The sequence below is a fragment of the Pontibacter rufus genome (genome assembly GCF_015694705.1).
Classification (GTDB): domain Bacteria; phylum Bacteroidota; class Bacteroidia; order Cytophagales; family Hymenobacteraceae; genus Pontibacter; species Pontibacter rufus.
The window spans coordinates 582,878-599,971 of the sequence record NZ_JADQDR010000001.1 but is presented as its reverse complement, the minus strand read 5'-3'; the positions used below and the strand labels follow the sequence as shown (position 1 = coordinate 599,971).

The following is a 17,094-nucleotide window of genomic DNA, read 5'->3' as shown; positions in this document are numbered from 1 at the left end:
TTCTATTGGTAGTTGCCAAACGGAGCTTGAGAGGGCAACTACGATGGTACCAGGACTGTAGCAGCGGACAAGCTGACATGCCGCGAGGCACCTGTTGTGCTAAGAAGAAAACACACTAAGAATTACTAGAAGAAACTACCTATGGAAGGAACGACTTTTCAGGTGAAGAACATGGTTTGCCCCCGGTGTATCACCGTAATCAGCACCGAACTAAATGCCTTGGGTGTGGAGTTTGAGATGGACAAGCTGGGGGAGCTTACTATTTTTAATCACGATATGGTGGATATGGCGGCTATTAGGCAGGTACTGCAAAAGCACGGCTTTGAACTGATGCAGGATAAGGACGAACTGCTTGCCGAACAGGTGAAACTAGCCGTGCTGGACCTTGTGCAAGGGAGGGTAACCACCAACCTCCGCAATTCGGACTACATAGCCAGCGAGGTAGGCCAATCCTACAGCAGTCTCAGCAAGACATTCTCTAAACGAGCGGGCACCACGATTGAAAAGTACATCATCCGCCAGAAGATTGATAAAGTAAAGGAGCTGCTGGCGTACGGGGAGATGAACCTGAGCGAGATAGCCCGCAAGCTGGGCTACAGCAGCGTTCACCATCTTTCCAACCAGTTCAAGTCCGTGACAGGTATGACAGTAAACACCTACAAAGAATCCGGGGGTAAGGAAAGAAGCTCTCTGGATGAGGTATAAGGCAGAATCTTGTACATTTCATCCGGAATCCTGTACAACGGACTTGCCTTAAAAAGGGTTTACTATACAAAGACGCTTGAGTAAGATGCTCAAGTAAGTATTTCAAAATTAACCCTTAAAAACAGATGATTATGAAGACTAAAATAATGGCAGTTCCTACTGCGCTTTCCATGGCTTTCCTGATGATGTTCTCCGTGAACGCATTCTCGCAAACTACACCCAAGCAAGGAGATAAAGTCAGGGCTAAAACATCCGATTCTATGCCGATGATGGGAGACAAAGACATGAAGGACTGCATGGCTATGATGAAGGGCAAAGATATGAAGACCTGCATGGCCATGATGAAAGACAACAAAAACATGAAGGGCTGCCTGACCATGATGGAAAACAAGGACATGAAAGCCATGTGCGCCAAGATGATGAGCAGCATGAAAGACGGAAACATGAAAATGGACAGCAACATGAAGATGGATGATAACATGAAAATGGACGGGAACAAGGTGAAAGCCGGTGAGCCGGAAAGCCAGAAGCTGTAACATCTTCTTAAATTAAATTACCCGGATAATTTGGTGCAGCACGTGGAGGGCGCCGGCTTTCTTTAGCTGTTTGTCTGGCCCCTTCCCCTGCCCTGAATGCGCTAATTACTGTATCCGGGCAAAATGAGAAAACAAGTACGTTAAACTAAAAAGATGATTTTTATGGAATTTATAGGATATGGCCTGCTATGCACGCTTCTTTTCGTAGGCGTGGTGTTTATGCTGCTCTACGAGCTGTTCTCTCCCTCTAAAGACGGAGGGAAAGAAAGCCCGCTGGACGTGCTTCGCAAGAAGTATGCTTCCGTTGAAATGAGCACCGAAGCTTACGAAGAACGGAAAGAAGTGCTTGAGCGGGACTTAAAAATATAAGTATGTATAACCTGGAAGCCTGCCTAAACGGCCAGGCTTCCTTTTTAACCAATGACTTTAACCGATTTTTTTAACCTAAAACAAAAAACTATGAATCACAGCAATGAACACAACAACAGCCCCCACCAGAGCCTGCTTCACATCCTGGCGCAATGCGCGGATGAATGCGACCACTGCTTTGATGCCTGTCTGGACAATGACAGAACAGACGAGCTGGTACGCGCCCTGCGCGCCTGCAGGGACTGCGCGAAGGTTTGCCGCGTCGCAGCGAGCTTTGTGGCCTCCAACTCAGCATTTGCCCAGCAGATGGTAGACCTTTGCGCGGAAATATGCAAGCAGTGCGCCGATATCTGCGAGAACCACAAGGAAGAAGAGCAGGAAACCATGCATTGCGCCAAAATCTGCCGCGAGTGCGAGGAAGCCTGCAGGAATTACAAAGGCGTAGGCGCTTAAGCCTCCCCCTACTGTTTAAGGAGTAGAAGCCTGTCTAAACGGGCAGGCTTCTACTTTTATAGTCGTGGCAAAAGCCCAACTGGTAACTTCCCTTTTAAGTTATAAAATAATTGCTGCTATATATTTTACATGCTTGAGACAGATGTGAAGAACTATAATAAAGTGTTTATATACTTTAGGACGCAGGAATAACTGCCCCTGGCTACCTTTCGAAAATGAACAGCAAGGCAAGTAACTCCTTTCTCTTCTGGCAAAAATGGCTCTTCTACACCAGCGTACTTTTTGCGCTGTTTGGGGTTGCTTTTGCTGTGTATGGAGATAACCCGCTGTTCCGGCCCTATAACCAGGCGCTGGCCCGGCTGTTCTGGCACAGTTCACAAATACCAGCAGAGATAGTGCCTTTTCGCGCCTTTATCTGGGGGCCGCTGGGCGGAACTATCGCCTGCTCCTATATTCTGCTTGCTTATATAGCCCGGTACCCTTTCAGGAGAAAAGAACGCTGGGCTCGCAATGCCATCCTGGTAGCTTTTGGCACCTGGGTTATTTTGGATTCGGCTATAAGCGTGTATTATGGTGTATACTTCCAGTTTTACCTCATCAACGCCTTTTCCTTTCTTATAAAGGCGCTGCCCCTGGTTTTTACCTGGAAGGACTTCCGAAAGCCTGCAGGATAGTATTCACAGAGAACCCAAGCTGTGCATATAACTTAGTTGTTATTACGGGGAAATGGCTGCCATGAGCCAAGAGTTTATCAAAGGGCTCAAGTAAGAATGGTATAATTATGTACATTTTATCCATAATTATGTAAAACCCTTATTTGCATGCCAAGGGTTTAAGTTAAAAGGGTAACGGTTCAACATAAAAGCAAGTGTTAATCAATATGACACCAAACAATGAGGTAAAATGGAACAGGTACTAATTAAGCTGATGTCTTTGGCAGTAACTGCTTTGATGTTCATTTTTCTCGCAGCGTGCAACAGTGAGAAGAAGGAAGTGGCAGAAAATAAAGCTGACCCCATGGAAGTGCATGAGAACATGGATATGGATTATGGGACAATCGATGACTCTATCAGGAAGAACCAGATTCCGACCAGCGAATTTGTAGCAGGAGATACGCTGGACTTTAGCCAGGAAGCCCCGGCAGCATTTAAGCAACAGCTCGGCAGCGTTTTAGAAGCTTACCTTGCTTTAAAAAATGGCCTGGTAGCCGCAGATAAAAAACAGGTGGATAACGCAAGCACAAATATGATGGCTGCGCTGCTTGAGGTGAATGACGGGTTGTTGACTGGAAGTGCCCATGATTTCTGGAAAGAAAAGGACTTTTTCCTGATGGACCATTTGGAGCTTTGTAAAGAGGCCAAAACGATGGCCGGGAAAAGAGAAAATTTCGCCTTTATTTCCCAGGCCATGATAAAAGCAGCAGAGGTTTACGGAGCAGGCCGGCGAACATTGTACGTCCAGTACTGTCCCATGGCTAACGGGAATAAAGGGGCATACTGGCTAAGTGAGGCAAAGGAAATCCGGAACCCCTATATGGGGCAGCAAATGCTGACATGCGGCGAAACAAAAGATACCCTGAACTGACTTTCTGCCACGAACCATGCATCACATACCATGAAAAGAAACACATTTTATTCCCGCTTCTTTGCTTATGCCTACGATGCTGTAATGCGCAAAGCGGATCAGAAGGAGTTGGCCGGGCGAAGGAAAGCATTGATTTCCAGGCTGTCGGGCAGCATCCTGAAAGTGGGCGTGGGCACCGGGGCGAATTTTTCTTTTTATGGGCAGGATGCACAAGTGCTTGGTATAGAGCCTTCAGGGCCAATGCTTAAACGAGCTAAAGAAAAGCTGCCACAGAAAGGTAGTATAACTTTGTATCAGGCAGGTATAGAAGACCCGGAGTTGGATAAGTTAATACCCCATGCAAGCCTTGACGCAGTGGTTTGCACCCTTGTGCTTTGTACCATTCCTAGCCTGGAGGCAGCTTTGGATAGATTTCACAGGTGGCTTAACCCCCAGGAATTGCTAATTGTACTGGAACACATTCGCTCCAAAAAAGAAACCAATGGAAAGCTCCAGGATTTCATAGCCCCGGCCTGGAAAGCGATTGGGGAAGGCTGCCATCTTAACCGCCGGACGGACACCGTTATTAAAAACAATGGATTTGAGACGGTTAAAGAAGATTATTTCAAACAGCTGGTACAATGGTACCAAGGCATTTTTATAAAATCCGACAACCTACAAACACATCAACTATGAAAACTAAAATCAGACTTTTAATCACAGCAGGCTTTATGGCCTTTCTTTCAGTGCCTGCCTATGCACAGGATAAAAGGGCAGCAGCTACGTTAAAAGACTCTCAAAAGCAAATGCTCTACAACCAGCATGCTACGAAAACATCTTCCATTAACAGCAAAAATGTGAATGCGATGCGCCTTAGCTGGAAATATCCCACGCAGCATCCGGTGAGCCATGCTCCTTTGGTGGAGGGCAGCGCCGTTTACTTTGGCGATTGGGGAGGAACAATTTATAAGGTAGATGTAAACAATGGAAATCTGGTATGGAAGAAGGCTATAGAAGAACCTAAAACGGAATGGCCGTGGCATGGCTTTGCGGGCACAGGCACCCTTGGAGGTGGCAAATTATTTGAAGCCAGTGTAGAAGGCAATGCTTTTGCGCTTGACCCGGCTACAGGGGAAGTGCTATGGAAAACAAAATTCACGGATGACCCGGAGGCAGGTAACCTTGGTACGCTTTTATACTATGACGGGTTAGTATACATAGGTGTATCGTCCGTGGAAGAAATGCAGGAAAATTCTACGCCTGACTTGCAGGGGAAAGTAGTGGCCTTAAATGCAGAAGATGGCCGGAAAGTGTGGGAAAAAGCATTGGTAGAGCCCCCGCAAAATGGCGCGCCCATGTGGACCTCGTTTGCCTTAGACCCTGAACTGAACACCTTGTTCTTTACCACTGGCAATAACTACACCGGAGAGGAGGCATCGGCCATGTCTGACGCAGTGATTGCCGTGGACGCGAAGACCGGAGATATAAAATGGTTCACGCAAGTGACCCCGCATGATCTATGGACACACTCTAATAAGAAAGGGCCTGATTATGATTTTGCCGGCGGCGCACAGCTCTTTACGGCTAATATTAACGGACAGCCGCGAAAGTTGGTTGGGGCAGCACAGAAGAGCGGAATTTACTATGCCCTGGATGCTGAAACAGGAGAAAAAGTTTGGGAAATATCAATAGGATATGGAGGCGTGGACGGAGGTATGCACGGAGAAGCCTCTATTGGCGAAGGAACTGTGTTGGCCTGGAGTAATAACAACTATAACCACGGCAACATGGCGCCTGATAAAGCAAAGATAACAATTAAAGCTTTAGACGCTTCTACCGGAAAGCTTAAATGGGTAAAAAACGAGGCACAGCCTGCTGCCATTGTACCGGGTTATTTAGCCGGCGATGTATATTTTGTAGGTTCTTTGGATGGTACTTTACAAGCCTATAATGCAGATGATGGAAAACAACTGTGGAGCACAAAAAACCCCAGCCCTGTTATATCCTGGCTGTGGGTAAAAGGCAACACCTTATACCTGGGTGGAGGAGCGCCTGATTTGTTTAAGTGGGCCGACAAAAAGGCGTATGGGATGTATGCTTACAGCGTAAAACAGTAATAAACCTGCTGCAGAAAGACGGTGCGCGGACATAGAAATCCCAGAGAAAGTGCTTGTTGTGTAGCAGGAGAAAATGTAAGCGGTAAGGATGTAGCAGAGGCAGTTGAAAAAGCAGGGTTCAAAATCAAAAAGATAAGGTAATGCAACCAGTACTAGAAAAACCAACAGTTAAAGACAGATACGAAGTTGAAGGCATGACCTGCGCTTCCTGCGCCAACAGTGTTGAGAGTATCCTTTCGCATGTGGAGGGTGTCAGGTCAGCCAGCGTGAACTTCGCCGACGCCAGCGTGCTGGTGGAGCATGAACCGGATGTGGCTACACCGGAGAAGATGCAGGCGGCCGTCGCGGACATCGGCTATAGCCTGGTGGTGAACCAGAAGGCAGATCAGGAAAACCGGCAAGAGAGAGAAGAAAAGAAACTAAGCGAGACCAGATTTAAACTTATAGTGGCCGTGGCGCTTTCCATTCCCGTTATCTGGATTGCCATGCTTTTCCCGGAAATGCCTTACGCGGGCTGGATTATGCTGGCCTTGAGCGTACCCGTTATCTTTTGGAGCGGCAAAGACTTTTTCGTTGTTGCCTATAAAAGGGCCAGGCACCTCTCTGCTAACATGGATACGCTGATAGCGCTGGGAACGGGAGCTGCCTTCCTGTTTAGCGCCTTCAACACCTTTTTCCCGGCGTACCTGAGAAGCAGAGGCCTGGAGCCGCATGTATACTATGAGGTGGCTGTCGCCATCGTTGCCCTCATACTGCTGGGCAGGTACTTTGAGGAAAGGGCCAAGTCGCGCACGTCAGCCGCTATTAAGAAACTCATCAACCTGGGGGTGAAAACCGCCAGGGTAATTCGGGGCGGCACGGCGGTTGAGGTTCCCATAGGGGAAGTACAGAAAGGAGACATCATCCTTATCAGGCCTGGTGAAAAAGTGCCGGTAGACGGAAAGATTACGGAGGGGAAATCTGTCCTCGACGAGAGTATGATTACGGGAGAGTCTATTCCTGTTGAAAAAGAAGCCGGTGACGCGGTCATCGGAGCCACCATCAACAAAACCGGCAGCTTTAAGATGGTGGCCGAGCGGATAGGCAGCGAAACCATGCTGGCCCAAATCATAAAGCTGGTGCAGGAGGCGCAGGGCAGCAAGGCGCCTATACAAAAGCTTGCCGACAGTATATCGGCTGTGTTTGTTCCGGTTGTGATTGTGATTGCCATCCTGAGCTTTATCGTTTGGAGCGTGTGGGGGCCGGAGCCACAAATCACCTACGCCATCATCGCGGCAGTTACTGTGCTCATCATTGCGTGCCCCTGCGCCCTGGGGCTGGCGACACCCACCGCCATTATGGTAGGCATCGGCAAGGGGGCGGAAAACGGCATCCTGATCAAGAATGCCGAGAGCCTGGAACTGGCGCATAAACTCAATGCTATCGTCGTAGATAAAACAGGCACCATCACGCAGGGCAAACCCGAGGTAACCGACGTGCTCTGGGACCTTTCCCCGGAGGGAAGGCAGGAAGCCTCCCGCATTGTTTTTGCCATGGAGGCCCAGTCAGAGCACCCGTTGGCGCTGGCCGTCGTCCATCACCTGAAACCGGAAAATCCCAAAGCTGTTTCCCTGGATAGCTTTGACAGCGTTACGGGCAAGGGCGTAAAGGCAAGCTATGGCGGCAAGCGGTATTTGATCGGCAACAGAACGCTGCTGGATGAAAACCGGGTAGCCGTACCCCCCTACCTGCAGATGGAGGTAGAGAAGCTGAGCCGGGAAGCCAAGACCATCATTTATGTGGGGCAGGATACGGAGGCCGTCGCTATCATCGCCATAGCGGACACCATCAAGGAAACCTCTAAAGCAGCCATCGCCGCCCTGCAACAGATGGGACTAGTGGTACACATGCTGACAGGGGACAACCGGCAGACGGCAGAGGCCATCGGCCGGCAAGCCGGCGTGGACCACATCAAGGCGGACGTGTTGCCTGCCGACAAGGCAACCTACGTCAGGGAGCTTCAGTCCGGCGGCCTGAAGGTGGCTATGGTGGGAGATGGCATCAACGACTCCCCGGCCCTGGCACAGGCAGACGTGGGCATTGCCATGGGAACGGGAACGGACATCGCCATAGAAAGTGCCGAGATTACCCTCATCAAAGGCGATTTGGAGGACATCGTAACCGCGATCAGGCTCTCCAAAGAAACCGTGAAGACAATCCGGCAGAACCTGTTCTGGGCCTTCATCTACAACCTGATCGGTATCCCAGTCGCGGCAGGAGTGCTATACCCTTTCACGGGCTTTTTGCTGAACCCGATCTTTGCAGCCGCAGCCATGGCCTTTAGCTCAGTGTCGGTAGTTACCAATAGCCTGCGGCTGAAGGCACGGTCATTAAAGCGGTAACTAAGCGGTCATGTACTTAACAAATCATTAAACCTATAAACACAAGAACTATGAAAGCTACTGTTAAATTTTTAATCGCATCAGGTTTTATCGCCTTGTTCTCAGTACAGGCCCATGCACAGGGCAAAAGCACAGCAGCCATGGATTCTTCCTCTGCAGCTATGATGGAGATGTGTAAAAACATGATGGGTAATAAAGAAATGATGGGCAGGATGATGGACGACCCTGAAATGATGAAGATGATGATGAACGCCATGATGAACAAAGCCGAAAATGATTCCTCCACATGCCGCATGATGGGAAATATGATGATGAACAATGACCACATGAAAAGCATGATAAATGACAAGATGAACAATGAGAAAGAAATGAAAGAAGAAGATCATATGGAAATGCACAAAAATCAAAACTGACCCTTATAAGCCCAAACGCTATGAAAGGAAGTATGATGAAATGGACGATGATAGGATGTATACTGGCTTTATTGCTTTTTCTTACATTACCCTTTTTCGGAATTGAAGCAAACATAGGCTGGCTGCTTTTTATAGTCTTAATAGCCGTCTGTGTCTTACCCATGCTGCTGATGGGGCGGAAAAATGCCCGGGGTAGCGATAAAGACAACGAGCTATGAGAGAACTAAAAGCATACATAAGTGAAGCAAGCGTCAATGAAGTAGTAGAAGCGCTGAGAAGTGCCGGGTTTCTGAGCATGAGCATTGCGCATGTGAAATATACTCAGAAGAAAGACATTCACATATTGGGCCCACATGCAGGTCTTCCTGTAACCCACAGTGAAATGGCTAAGCTCGAAATCGTTTGCAACAAGGAGAACGTACAGGAAGTTGTAAAAATTCTCAGCGAACACGGAGAAACAGGCGATGGGACCATTTACGTTTCCGAGGTACAACAAATGTTCAAAGTACGGACAGGTAAAGAAGGCAGGCAGGATTTATTTTAACTTTTAAATACGACACAGCTATGGACAATGAATATCACGTGATGGGCATGAATATGGTCTGGTGGATCATCTGGATAATTTTAATTTTTGCAATATTTTTATTCCCCATGTCACGGACGAGAGTATATAGGGAAACCCCTTTGGACATTCTTCAAAAAAAATATGCAAGTGGAAAGATGACCACCCAGGAATACGAGGAGCGAAAAGCAATACTGCAAAGAGATAAAATTAAGTAGCTTTAAAAGCCCTGCAGGGAAAACACAATATTATCCTGTAGGTTCTTTTTTTGGACATAGCCGAAATTTCCAGGCATTTTTCCCCGGGATGTTACCCATGAAAACGGCTTTTTACATGTGGAGGATTTGTTATATGTTCTGGAGAAAACGGCAGGGCGAAGAAATGCTTTAACTCAAGGAAGTTACAAAATGCATATCAAACGGTTTTATGACGAAGGTCTGGCACACGCCTCCTATGCAGTGCTGAGCGACAAACAGGTAGCGCTGGTCGATCCTGGCAGAGATCCACAGTCCTACTATGACTTTGCCGAAAAACACGGGGCAAAAATAGTGGCAGTTGTAGAAACGCATCTGCATGCGGACTTTGTGAGCGGCCATCTGGAAATTCACAGTGCTACAAATGCTCCCGTTTATATAAGCAGGCGGGCAGAAGTTACCTATCCCCACACCGCCTTTGATGAGGGCGACCAGGTGACGGTGGGCAAGTTAAAACTCGTGGCCCTCAACACACCCGGTCATTCGTCAGACAGCATCAGCGTCCTTGTGAAGGATGAGCAGGGGAAAGAACATGCCGTTTTCACAGGGGATACGCTGTTCGTGGGAGACGTGGGCAGGCCCGACCTGCGGGAGGATGCTACTAGTTCCGGCACGAGGCGGGAGGAACTGGCAAGGCAGCTATACCACTCAACACGGGAGCTCCTCATGCAGCTGGATAAAGACGTGAAAGTTTATCCGGCGCATGGGGCAGGCTCCCTCTGCGGAAAGAATATCAGCAGCAATCTTTCCAGCACGATAGGCCAGGAAGTGGAGCACAATTATGCGCTTCAGCCAATGCCGGAAGACACCTTTGTTCAAGCACTCCTGGAAGAACAACCCTACATACCAAAATACTTCAGTTACGATGTGGCTCTGAACAGAAAGGGTACCGAGGCCTTCGGCAAAAGCGTGGAGGCAGTGCCCCGGCTAAACAAGTACGCCTCGCTTCAGCGGGGCGTACTGCTGGTGGATACCCGCCCGCAAGAGCAGTTCAAAGCGGGGCACCTGCCAGGGGCCATCAGTATCATGTGCGGGAAGAAGTTTGAGACTTGGCTGGGGTCTGTTGTGGGGCCGCAAGAGGAGTTTTACCTGCTGGCAGACAGCCACGAGGCCTTAGAGGGCCTGATCCGGAAAGCGGCAAAGATTGGCTACGAGAAAAACATCAGGGGAGCTTTACAGGCGCCAACGTATGGGCAGCAGCGCAGCCTCCACATTGATCTCCAGGAGTTCATGGAGCACTCGCAGGACTTTACCATTGTGGACCTTCGCAATGAGTCGGAGGTAAAAGAGAGGAAAATATTTGACCAGGCACTCCATATTCCACTACCGGAGCTACGCGACAGGACAGATGAGATCGGTACGGATAAACCTGTAGTCGTTCACTGCGCGAGTGGCTACAGGTCGGCTATTGGAGCCAGCATTTTAGAGAAATCCCTGGCAGGCACGCCCGTCTACGACTTGGGTAAGGCGATAAAGGATTTTGAACAACCGGCTGCTAAGGCAGCTAAATAGATAATTGTGTTAACCTAAATATGACAATCATGGAAAACGAAAAGCAAAACAACCAGGTAAGCCAATCAGATAATTTGGTGGAAGAGACATTCTCTGTGGAGGGCATGACCTGCGCCGGGTGCGCCAACAGTGTGCAAAAATCCCTCTCGAAGCTGGAGGGCGTAAAATCGGCGGAGGTGAACCTTGCCGGCGCGTCCGCCACGGTTGCCTATGACCCGGATGCGGTAACGCCCGCCCGGATGCAGCAGGCCGTGGAAGGCATCGGCTTTAAGCTTGAGAAGAAGGAAAGCGGCGATATTCCAAAGCCCAATCGTTCCGGCGGTTGTTGCTGTTAGGCAGCGGCTGTTGAAAGATGCACCTGAGGTGGGAGCCACAGCGGCTCGGGCTTTCTGCAGCTCCCACACCTTGCTTGCTCCGCCTGAACTAATTTAACATATTCTCTATGCCATGTCCCATACATAATGGGGTGAAGCAAGAAATATCATACCAAACCAGCCATCAGACTATGCTCCAGGTAAACAACGAGATTGCCCGTAAATCAGAAAAAGAAGTGATTCTGGTAACCGGCAGCAGCGGGCTCATCGGCAGCGCCCTGATTAAAAAGCTGGCGCCGCGCTACCAGATGGTTGGCTTCGACAACGCCGGCTACCCTTATCCGCCCGAAGAGGCTGATTGCATTACCATTGACCTGACCTCCGAAGAGAACCTGGCGGAAGTGATGGATGAGGTGCAGGCCAGGTATGGCAAGCGTATTGCCTCCGTCGTGCATTTGGCTGCTTACTATGACTTTGCCGGAAGGCCCAGCCCCTTGTATGAGAAAATAACCGTCCAGGGCACGCAGAAGCTGCTTAAGGCCCTGCAGCCGCTGGAGGTGCAGCAGTTTATCTTCTCCAGCAGTCTGCTAGTGTACGCCCCCACCCATCCCGGCGTAAAGATAAACGAAAATTCCCCATTGGAACCCAAATGGGACTATCCCAAATCCAAGGTAAAGACCGAGAAACTCATTCACGAAAACCGGGGAAACATCCCTGCTGTCATCCTCCGGATCGCGGGCGTGTACGATGAGGAAGGCAACTCTATTCCACTCACAAACCAGATACAGCGCATCTACGAAAAGCAGCTCACCAGCCATTTCTACCCGGGCAATACGGCTCATGGCAATCCTTTTATCCATTTAGACGATCTGGTAGAGGCGATAGCGAAAACAATCGAAAGGCGAAAGGATTTACCCGCCGAAGTAACCATCAACATCGGGGACCCGGAAACGCTGAGCTACAGGGAACTGCAGCAGCAGATTGGTCGGTTCCTTTACGGTAAAGCGTGGCGTACTTACAGAATCCCCAAGGTAGTGGCCAAGCTCGGGGCCTGGGCCCAAGGCCTTTTCGGCGACCCGTTCATCAAGCCCTGGATGATAGATTTGGCAGACGACCACTCGGAGCTGGATATCACCCGCGCCCGCACCCTGCTCGGCTGGGAGCCGCGGCACTCCCTGCGCGAAACGCTGCCCAAAATGATTGCGGCCCTTAAAGCCGACCCCGCCGGCTGGTACCGTCGCAACAAATTAAAGTAAGTATGGAAACAAAATTAATCAGGAATATCCGATAACGCCATGCCATATATAGGAGGCTTATAATCAGGATGTAACCTTATAAATACTTACTTCTTAACATACCATTAAACCTTACGCTATGAAAAACACACACATACTTTGTTTCGCATTTCTGGCGCCGCTGCTCATCGCCTGCGATGGAGCCAAGTCTACTGGAGGGCAGGAGACAACTGACAGTGCTGTTACAGCCGCCTCAACATCTGAACAGGCAGCAGTAGACTCCGTCGGGCTGCAACTGGTTGCCTCAGGCCTTGCAGAGCCGGTTTTCCTGACACAGCCACCTAACGATGACCGGCTTTTTATTCTGGACCAGATTGGAGAGATCAGGGTGGTTGCGGATGGAAAGCTGCTTCCCGAACCTTTTCTGGACATCAAAAACAAGATAGTGCCGCTCAAGAAGAATAAAGAAGAGGAACGGGGGCTACTGGGACTGGCCTTCCATCCTGGCTATGCCCGGAACGGCCGTTTCTTCGTCTACTACAGTGCCCCCTTGCGCAGTTCTGCCCCTGATGATTATGACCACACCAACTATGTTGCTGAGTATAGCGTTTCGGCCAGTAACCCGAATGTGGCAGAGCCGGGCTCTGAAAAGATTCTTCTGGCCGATGACCATCCATACACCAACCACAATGCCGGCACGCTTCTATTCGGGCCCGACAGGTATCTTTACATTTCGATAGGCGACGGCGGCAATAAGAATGACATTGGCACCGGCCATGTAGAAGACTGGTATAAGGAAAACGAGGGCGGCAACGGCCAGGACATAGAGAAAAATCTGGAGGGCAACATCCTGCGCATCGACGTTAACAGCGGCTCCCCATACGGCATTCCTTCTGATAATCCCTTTGCTGATGGCAAAAATGGAAGGAAATAGATTTATGCTTACGGCTTCCGTAACCCATACCGCTTTTCGTTCGACAAAAAAACAGGAATGCTGATAGCAGGAGACGCCGGGCAGGTTTTGCGGGAGGAGATAGATGTGGTTACCAAAGGCGGCAACTATGGCTGGAACGTGAAGGAAGGCACCCTCTGCTTTAACGCAGCAGACAACAAGCAGCCTTTGCCGGACTGCCCCGATGCAGACAGTTTAGGCAATAGGTTTATCGACCCGGTGATTGAATTCAAGAACAGTATGACTTACCCTGAAGGTTTGGGAATTGTGGGAGTGGGAGGTTATGTGTACAGGGGGCAGCAGTATCAGGGACTGGATGGAAAGTATCTTTTCGGGGTATGGACGCAGGCCCATGACAAGCCGGACGGAGCCGTTTTTGCCGCTGAAGTTACAGGAGACAAAGGTCCCTGGCAATACAGGCAGCTGCACTTTAAGGACATGGCAAACGGAGCCCTCGGGTACTACCTGTATGGATTTGGGTAGGACAACAGCGGCGAAGTATACCTGCTGGTAAACGACGTACTGGGACCGCACGGACAAACAGGTAAGGTTTACAAAATAGAGTAGCCTCAGAAGCTAAAAACGATATTTATGGAACACGAACACCACCACCAAAGCGCTAAAGGCAAAGCCCAGGAAAAAGCTGATAAAACAGCAGAGCGGCTGGAGGAGAAAACCCTGCACGCGCATAGCAGCGCCATGCCCAACAAGGAGCATGTAGGTCATGGCGGCCACGGCAGCGGACACGACCATCACCGCATGATGATAGACGACTTCAGAAAGCGCTTCTGGGTTTCGCTCGTGCTCTCCGTGCCGGTCATCATACTTAGCCCGATGGTGCAAAACATCCTGGGCTACTCGCTGCACGTGCCCTACAGCCTGTACATCGCCTTTGCCCTGTCCAGCATTATCTTTTTCTACGGCGGCTGGCCCTTCCTGACGGGTTTGGTGGAGGAAATAAAGAAGGGCGCCCCAGGTATGATGACGCTGATTGGCGTAGCCATCACCGTAGCTTATCTCTATAGTTCGGCCGTGGCTTTTGGCCTGGAAGGGATGGACTTTTTCTGGGAACTGGCTACGCTCATCGTCATCATGCTGCTGGGCCATTGGATTGAAATGAAATCCGTGCTGGGCGCATCAAAAGCGTTGGAGCTACTGGTAAGTATGATGCCCGCCGAGGCGCATGTTATAAAGGACGGGCAGACGCTAACGGTTAAAGTGGAGGAGCTCCGGCCAGGAGATATTATACTTATCAGGCCCGGAGAGAAAGTGCCTGCCGATGGCGTGGTGGTACAAGGCGAAAGCTACCTGAACGAGAGCATGCTGACGGGCGAGAGCAAACCTGTGCAAAAAGTAAAAGACGATAACGTAATCGGCGGCTCCATCAACGGCAACGGCGCGCTTCAGGTGCGCGTAGAGCACACGGGCAAGGACAGCTACCTGAACAAAGTAATTACCCTGGTGCAGGAGGCGCAGAAAACAAAGTCAGACACGCAGCGCCTGGCCGACAGGGCAGCCAAGTGGCTGACCTATGTGGCGCTTGCGGCTGGTTTCGGCACGCTGGCTGCCTGGCTCTTGGCTGGCGCTGCGCTTAGTTTTGCCCTGGAGCGCATGGTAACCGTGATGGTCATCTCCTGTCCCCATGCACTGGGCCTGGCCATCCCGCTGGTGGTGGCTATCTCCACGGCCGTTTCGGCCAACAATGGCCTGCTCATACGCAACCGCACCGCCTTCGAGAATGCCCGTAAAATAAGCACCATTATCTTCGACAAAACAGGCACGCTCACCCGGGGATCTCACGAAGTGGCGCAGGTGGTTGCGTTTAACCCGCGTTACAGCGAACAGGAATTGCTGCGGCTGGCTGCGGGTGTGGAGCAAAATTCGGAACACTATATTGCGCAGGGCATCCTTAAAAAAGCGAAGGCCGATAGTATAACCGTACCTGCTTCCGATAATTTCAACTACCTGCCTGGCAAGGGACTGGAAGGAAGAGTGGAAGGCAAAGACATAAAAGTAGTCGGCCCCAACTACATCAAAGAATTTAACGTGCAGGTGCCGCCAAGCCAGGCAGAGAAAGGCGTGGAGACAATAGTATACGTGCTGATAAACCGGCAGGTGGCGGGCTATATCTCCCTGCGCGACCAGATCCGGCCAGAGTCAGCAGAAGCCATACGTGTGCTGAAAGCGAACGGCATCAAAAACCTGCTGCTGACGGGCGACAATGAGCGAGTGGCCAAAAGCGTGAGCGACATGCTGCACATGGACGGCTACCTGGCCAACGTGCTGCCGCATCAAAAGCAGGAGAAAGTAAAAGAGCTGCAGGCAAAAGGAGAGTTTGTAGCGATGACGGGCGACGGCGTAAACGATGCTCCTGCCCTGGCCCAGGCTGACGTGGGCATTGCCGTTGGCTCGGGCACCGATGTAGCCGCCGAAACAGCCGACATTATACTCGTTAACAGTAACCCGCAGGACATCGCCTCGCTGATACTTTTCGGCAAAGCCACTTACCGCAAAATGATCCAGAACCTGATCTGGGCCACGGCTTACAACATCGTCGCGCTGCCCCTTGCCGCCGGCGTGCTGTACCAGCAGGGCATCATGATCTCTCCTGCTGTGGGCGCTGCTTTGATGAGCCTGAGTACCGTGATCGTGGCGATTAACGCGCAACTGTTGCGAAGGCAGATAAAATAAAAACACAACTAAGCTCACCTGGAATGAAGGCGAACTTAACAGTTACGCAGACGAAGTCTGACCTAAGGTTGATTTTTAAAAACTTCATTATTGAATCTAAGAAATGATAAAAAAAACCAGTACGCATTCCCGTTTGACCAAAAGAATCTTTCACCATAGCATTTTAGCACTGCTGAGTTTATTATTGCTCGGCAGTCTTTTTTATTTAGTTCAATCACCGGATATAATTTATAAGTGGAGCATGAGTACAGCTTATACCTCCCTGCTATTTCTGGGTATCACCTTGATCACAGGCCCTATTAATCTACTAAGAAAACATAGGAACCCTGTTTCTACAGATCTGCGCCGTGATATAGGGATTTGGAGCGGCTTGATTGGATTGGCACATGTAGGTATTGGTTGGCAGGTTCACATGGGTAATATGTTGCTGTACTTTTTTAAAAAAGAAGAGATAAGTCAACAATTGGTTCTGCGTTCAGACCTGTTTGGTTTCGCCAATTATACCGGACTGGCAGGGGCCTTTATTCTGGCCCTTCTCCTGGCACTCTCGAATGACCTGACCTTGAGAAAGTTAAAAGCCCCACGCTGGAAGTACTGGCAAAGGTGGAATTATGTGCTTTACTTACTGGTTATTATTCATGCAGTATCTTACCAGGTCATCGAGAAAAGGATGCTTCCTTATCCGATTGTATTGATAGCGCTTATTCTTCCGGTTTTAGTTGTTCAGTTAATGGGTTACTTAAAATACAAGAAATACGGCAAAAGAAGTTAGAGAGGAAAAGATTGTAGAAGATGCGGATGATTTATTCTATCAGGAGGAATATACGTTTCAGGAGGATGAGGTTATATATATTTTTGAATGATAAAAAGAATAAAACTTTAAATACCTCAAATCGCAAATATGATGAACGGAATGAACGGTTGCTGCGGCGGGATGGGCATCGGCATGATGCTGGGTAGCTTGCTCCTGTTAATAGTCCTGGTGCTCCTGATTGTATGGCTCGTGAAGCAGATAAGGAAATAACAGCGTAATGCTT

At 49.6% G+C, this 17,094-nt stretch carries 18 protein-coding genes and 1 pseudogene; all 19 read left to right on the top strand.

Annotated features, from left to right (window positions below):
- Positions 1 to 141 precede the first annotated feature (141 nt).
- The 19 genes and pseudogenes from I2I11_RS02735 (at position 142) to I2I11_RS21400 (ending at position 17,081) form a co-directional block, all read left to right on the top strand.
- On the top strand, positions 142 to 705 hold the full coding sequence (locus I2I11_RS02735; RefSeq protein ID WP_196266111.1) for an AraC family transcriptional regulator: 564 nt from the start codon (positions 142 to 144) through the stop codon (positions 703 to 705).
- Positions 706 to 836: 131 nt separating this feature from the next.
- Positions 837 to 1,241 carry a hypothetical protein gene (locus I2I11_RS02730; RefSeq protein ID WP_196266110.1) on the top strand — a complete coding sequence of 135 codons (405 nt, stop codon included), beginning with the start codon at positions 837 to 839 and terminating at the stop codon, positions 1,239 to 1,241.
- A gap of 162 nt (positions 1,242 to 1,403) precedes the next feature.
- A complete protein-coding gene (locus tag I2I11_RS02725) occupies positions 1,404 to 1,610 on the top strand; it encodes an SHOCT domain-containing protein (protein WP_196266109.1) in 207 nt (68 codons plus the stop codon).
- A gap of 90 nt (positions 1,611 to 1,700) precedes the next feature.
- Complete coding sequence (locus I2I11_RS02720; RefSeq protein WP_196266108.1) at positions 1,701 to 2,063, top strand: four-helix bundle copper-binding protein; 363 nt, start codon at positions 1,701 to 1,703, stop codon at positions 2,061 to 2,063.
- Between the two features lie 215 nt (positions 2,064 to 2,278).
- A complete protein-coding gene (locus I2I11_RS02715) occupies positions 2,279 to 2,737 on the top strand; it encodes a hypothetical protein (RefSeq protein WP_196266107.1) in 459 nt (152 codons plus the stop codon).
- 229 nt (positions 2,738 to 2,966) lie between these two features.
- Positions 2,967 to 3,647, top strand: a complete 681-nt coding sequence (locus tag I2I11_RS02710; RefSeq protein WP_196266106.1) for a DUF3347 domain-containing protein — start codon at positions 2,967 to 2,969, stop codon at positions 3,645 to 3,647.
- A gap of 30 nt (positions 3,648 to 3,677) precedes the next feature.
- Positions 3,678 to 4,322, top strand: coding sequence for a class I SAM-dependent methyltransferase (locus I2I11_RS02705; RefSeq protein WP_196266105.1), 645 nt, complete (start codon positions 3,678 to 3,680; stop codon positions 4,320 to 4,322).
- Positions 4,319 to 5,743, top strand: a complete 1,425-nt coding sequence (locus I2I11_RS02700) for an outer membrane protein assembly factor BamB family protein (RefSeq protein WP_196266104.1) — start codon at positions 4,319 to 4,321, stop codon at positions 5,741 to 5,743. Before I2I11_RS02705 ends, I2I11_RS02700 begins: the two co-directional genes overlap by 4 nt.
- Before the next feature lie 140 nt (positions 5,744 to 5,883).
- Positions 5,884 to 8,124 carry a heavy metal translocating P-type ATPase gene (locus tag I2I11_RS02695; protein ID WP_230679846.1) on the top strand — a complete coding sequence of 747 codons (2,241 nt, stop codon included), beginning with the start codon at positions 5,884 to 5,886 and terminating at the stop codon, positions 8,122 to 8,124.
- A 50-nt stretch (positions 8,125 to 8,174) separates the two neighbouring features.
- Positions 8,175 to 8,537 (top strand): hypothetical protein, encoded by a 363-nt coding sequence (locus I2I11_RS02690; protein WP_196266103.1) that lies wholly within the window; start codon positions 8,175 to 8,177, stop codon positions 8,535 to 8,537.
- A 214-nt stretch (positions 8,538 to 8,751) separates the two neighbouring features.
- Entirely contained in the window at positions 8,752 to 9,081 is a 330-nt protein-coding gene (locus I2I11_RS02685) for a P-II family nitrogen regulator (protein ID WP_196266102.1), read from the top strand.
- A gap of 20 nt (positions 9,082 to 9,101) precedes the next feature.
- Positions 9,102 to 9,317, top strand: a complete 216-nt coding sequence (locus tag I2I11_RS02680; RefSeq protein WP_196266101.1) for an SHOCT domain-containing protein — start codon at positions 9,102 to 9,104, stop codon at positions 9,315 to 9,317.
- 189 nt (positions 9,318 to 9,506) lie between these two features.
- Positions 9,507 to 10,865, top strand: coding sequence for an MBL fold metallo-hydrolase (locus tag I2I11_RS02675; RefSeq protein ID WP_196266100.1), 1,359 nt, complete (start codon positions 9,507 to 9,509; stop codon positions 10,863 to 10,865).
- A gap of 29 nt (positions 10,866 to 10,894) precedes the next feature.
- The gene (locus I2I11_RS02670; RefSeq protein WP_230679845.1) at positions 10,895 to 11,200 is read left to right on the top strand and encodes a heavy-metal-associated domain-containing protein; all 306 of its coding nucleotides are present in this window, start codon (positions 10,895 to 10,897) and stop codon (positions 11,198 to 11,200) included.
- 170 nt (positions 11,201 to 11,370) lie between these two features.
- Positions 11,371 to 12,435, top strand: a complete 1,065-nt coding sequence (locus I2I11_RS02665; RefSeq protein ID WP_196266098.1) for an NAD-dependent epimerase/dehydratase family protein — start codon at positions 11,371 to 11,373, stop codon at positions 12,433 to 12,435.
- A gap of 118 nt (positions 12,436 to 12,553) precedes the next feature.
- Positions 12,554 to 13,849, top strand: a pseudogene (locus I2I11_RS21195) (PQQ-dependent sugar dehydrogenase).
- A 108-nt stretch (positions 13,850 to 13,957) separates the two neighbouring features.
- Positions 13,958 to 16,057 (top strand): copper-translocating P-type ATPase, encoded by a 2,100-nt coding sequence (locus I2I11_RS02650; protein ID WP_196266096.1) that lies wholly within the window; start codon positions 13,958 to 13,960, stop codon positions 16,055 to 16,057.
- A 103-nt stretch (positions 16,058 to 16,160) separates the two neighbouring features.
- Positions 16,161 to 16,829 carry a ferric reductase-like transmembrane domain-containing protein gene (locus tag I2I11_RS02645; RefSeq protein ID WP_196266095.1) on the top strand — a complete coding sequence of 223 codons (669 nt, stop codon included), beginning with the start codon at positions 16,161 to 16,163 and terminating at the stop codon, positions 16,827 to 16,829.
- Positions 16,830 to 16,958: 129 nt separating this feature from the next.
- A complete protein-coding gene (locus I2I11_RS21400) occupies positions 16,959 to 17,081 on the top strand; it encodes a hypothetical protein (protein ID WP_255531334.1) in 123 nt (40 codons plus the stop codon).
- The last annotated feature ends 13 nt before the right edge of the window (positions 17,082 to 17,094 follow it).

Bases quoted from the DNA above. Each gene is read 5' to 3' on its own strand.
- I2I11_RS02735 (WP_196266111.1), top strand. From the start codon at position 142: ATGGAAGGAACGACTTTTCAGGTGAAGAACATGGTTTGCCCCCGGTGT.
- I2I11_RS02730 (WP_196266110.1), top strand. From the start codon at position 837: ATGAAGACTAAAATAATGGCAGTTCCTACTGCGCTTTCCATGGCTTTC.
- I2I11_RS02725 (WP_196266109.1), top strand. From the start codon at position 1,404: ATGGAATTTATAGGATATGGCCTGCTATGCACGCTTCTTTTCGTAGGC.
- I2I11_RS02720 (WP_196266108.1), top strand. From the start codon at position 1,701: ATGAATCACAGCAATGAACACAACAACAGCCCCCACCAGAGCCTGCTT.
- I2I11_RS02715 (WP_196266107.1), top strand. From the start codon at position 2,279: ATGAACAGCAAGGCAAGTAACTCCTTTCTCTTCTGGCAAAAATGGCTC.
- I2I11_RS02710 (WP_196266106.1), top strand. From the start codon at position 2,967: ATGGAACAGGTACTAATTAAGCTGATGTCTTTGGCAGTAACTGCTTTG.
- I2I11_RS02705 (WP_196266105.1), top strand. From the start codon at position 3,678: ATGAAAAGAAACACATTTTATTCCCGCTTCTTTGCTTATGCCTACGAT.
- I2I11_RS02700 (WP_196266104.1), top strand. From the start codon at position 4,319: ATGAAAACTAAAATCAGACTTTTAATCACAGCAGGCTTTATGGCCTTT.
- I2I11_RS02695 (WP_230679846.1), top strand. From the start codon at position 5,884: ATGCAACCAGTACTAGAAAAACCAACAGTTAAAGACAGATACGAAGTT.
- I2I11_RS02690 (WP_196266103.1), top strand. From the start codon at position 8,175: ATGAAAGCTACTGTTAAATTTTTAATCGCATCAGGTTTTATCGCCTTG.
- I2I11_RS02685 (WP_196266102.1), top strand. From the start codon at position 8,752: ATGAGAGAACTAAAAGCATACATAAGTGAAGCAAGCGTCAATGAAGTA.
- I2I11_RS02680 (WP_196266101.1), top strand. From the start codon at position 9,102: ATGGACAATGAATATCACGTGATGGGCATGAATATGGTCTGGTGGATC.
- I2I11_RS02675 (WP_196266100.1), top strand. From the start codon at position 9,507: ATGCATATCAAACGGTTTTATGACGAAGGTCTGGCACACGCCTCCTAT.
- I2I11_RS02670 (WP_230679845.1), top strand. From the start codon at position 10,895: ATGGAAAACGAAAAGCAAAACAACCAGGTAAGCCAATCAGATAATTTG.
- I2I11_RS02665 (WP_196266098.1), top strand. From the start codon at position 11,371: ATGCTCCAGGTAAACAACGAGATTGCCCGTAAATCAGAAAAAGAAGTG.
- I2I11_RS02650 (WP_196266096.1), top strand. From the start codon at position 13,958: ATGGAACACGAACACCACCACCAAAGCGCTAAAGGCAAAGCCCAGGAA.
- I2I11_RS02645 (WP_196266095.1), top strand. From the start codon at position 16,161: ATGATAAAAAAAACCAGTACGCATTCCCGTTTGACCAAAAGAATCTTT.
- I2I11_RS21400 (WP_255531334.1), top strand. From the start codon at position 16,959: ATGATGAACGGAATGAACGGTTGCTGCGGCGGGATGGGCATCGGCATG.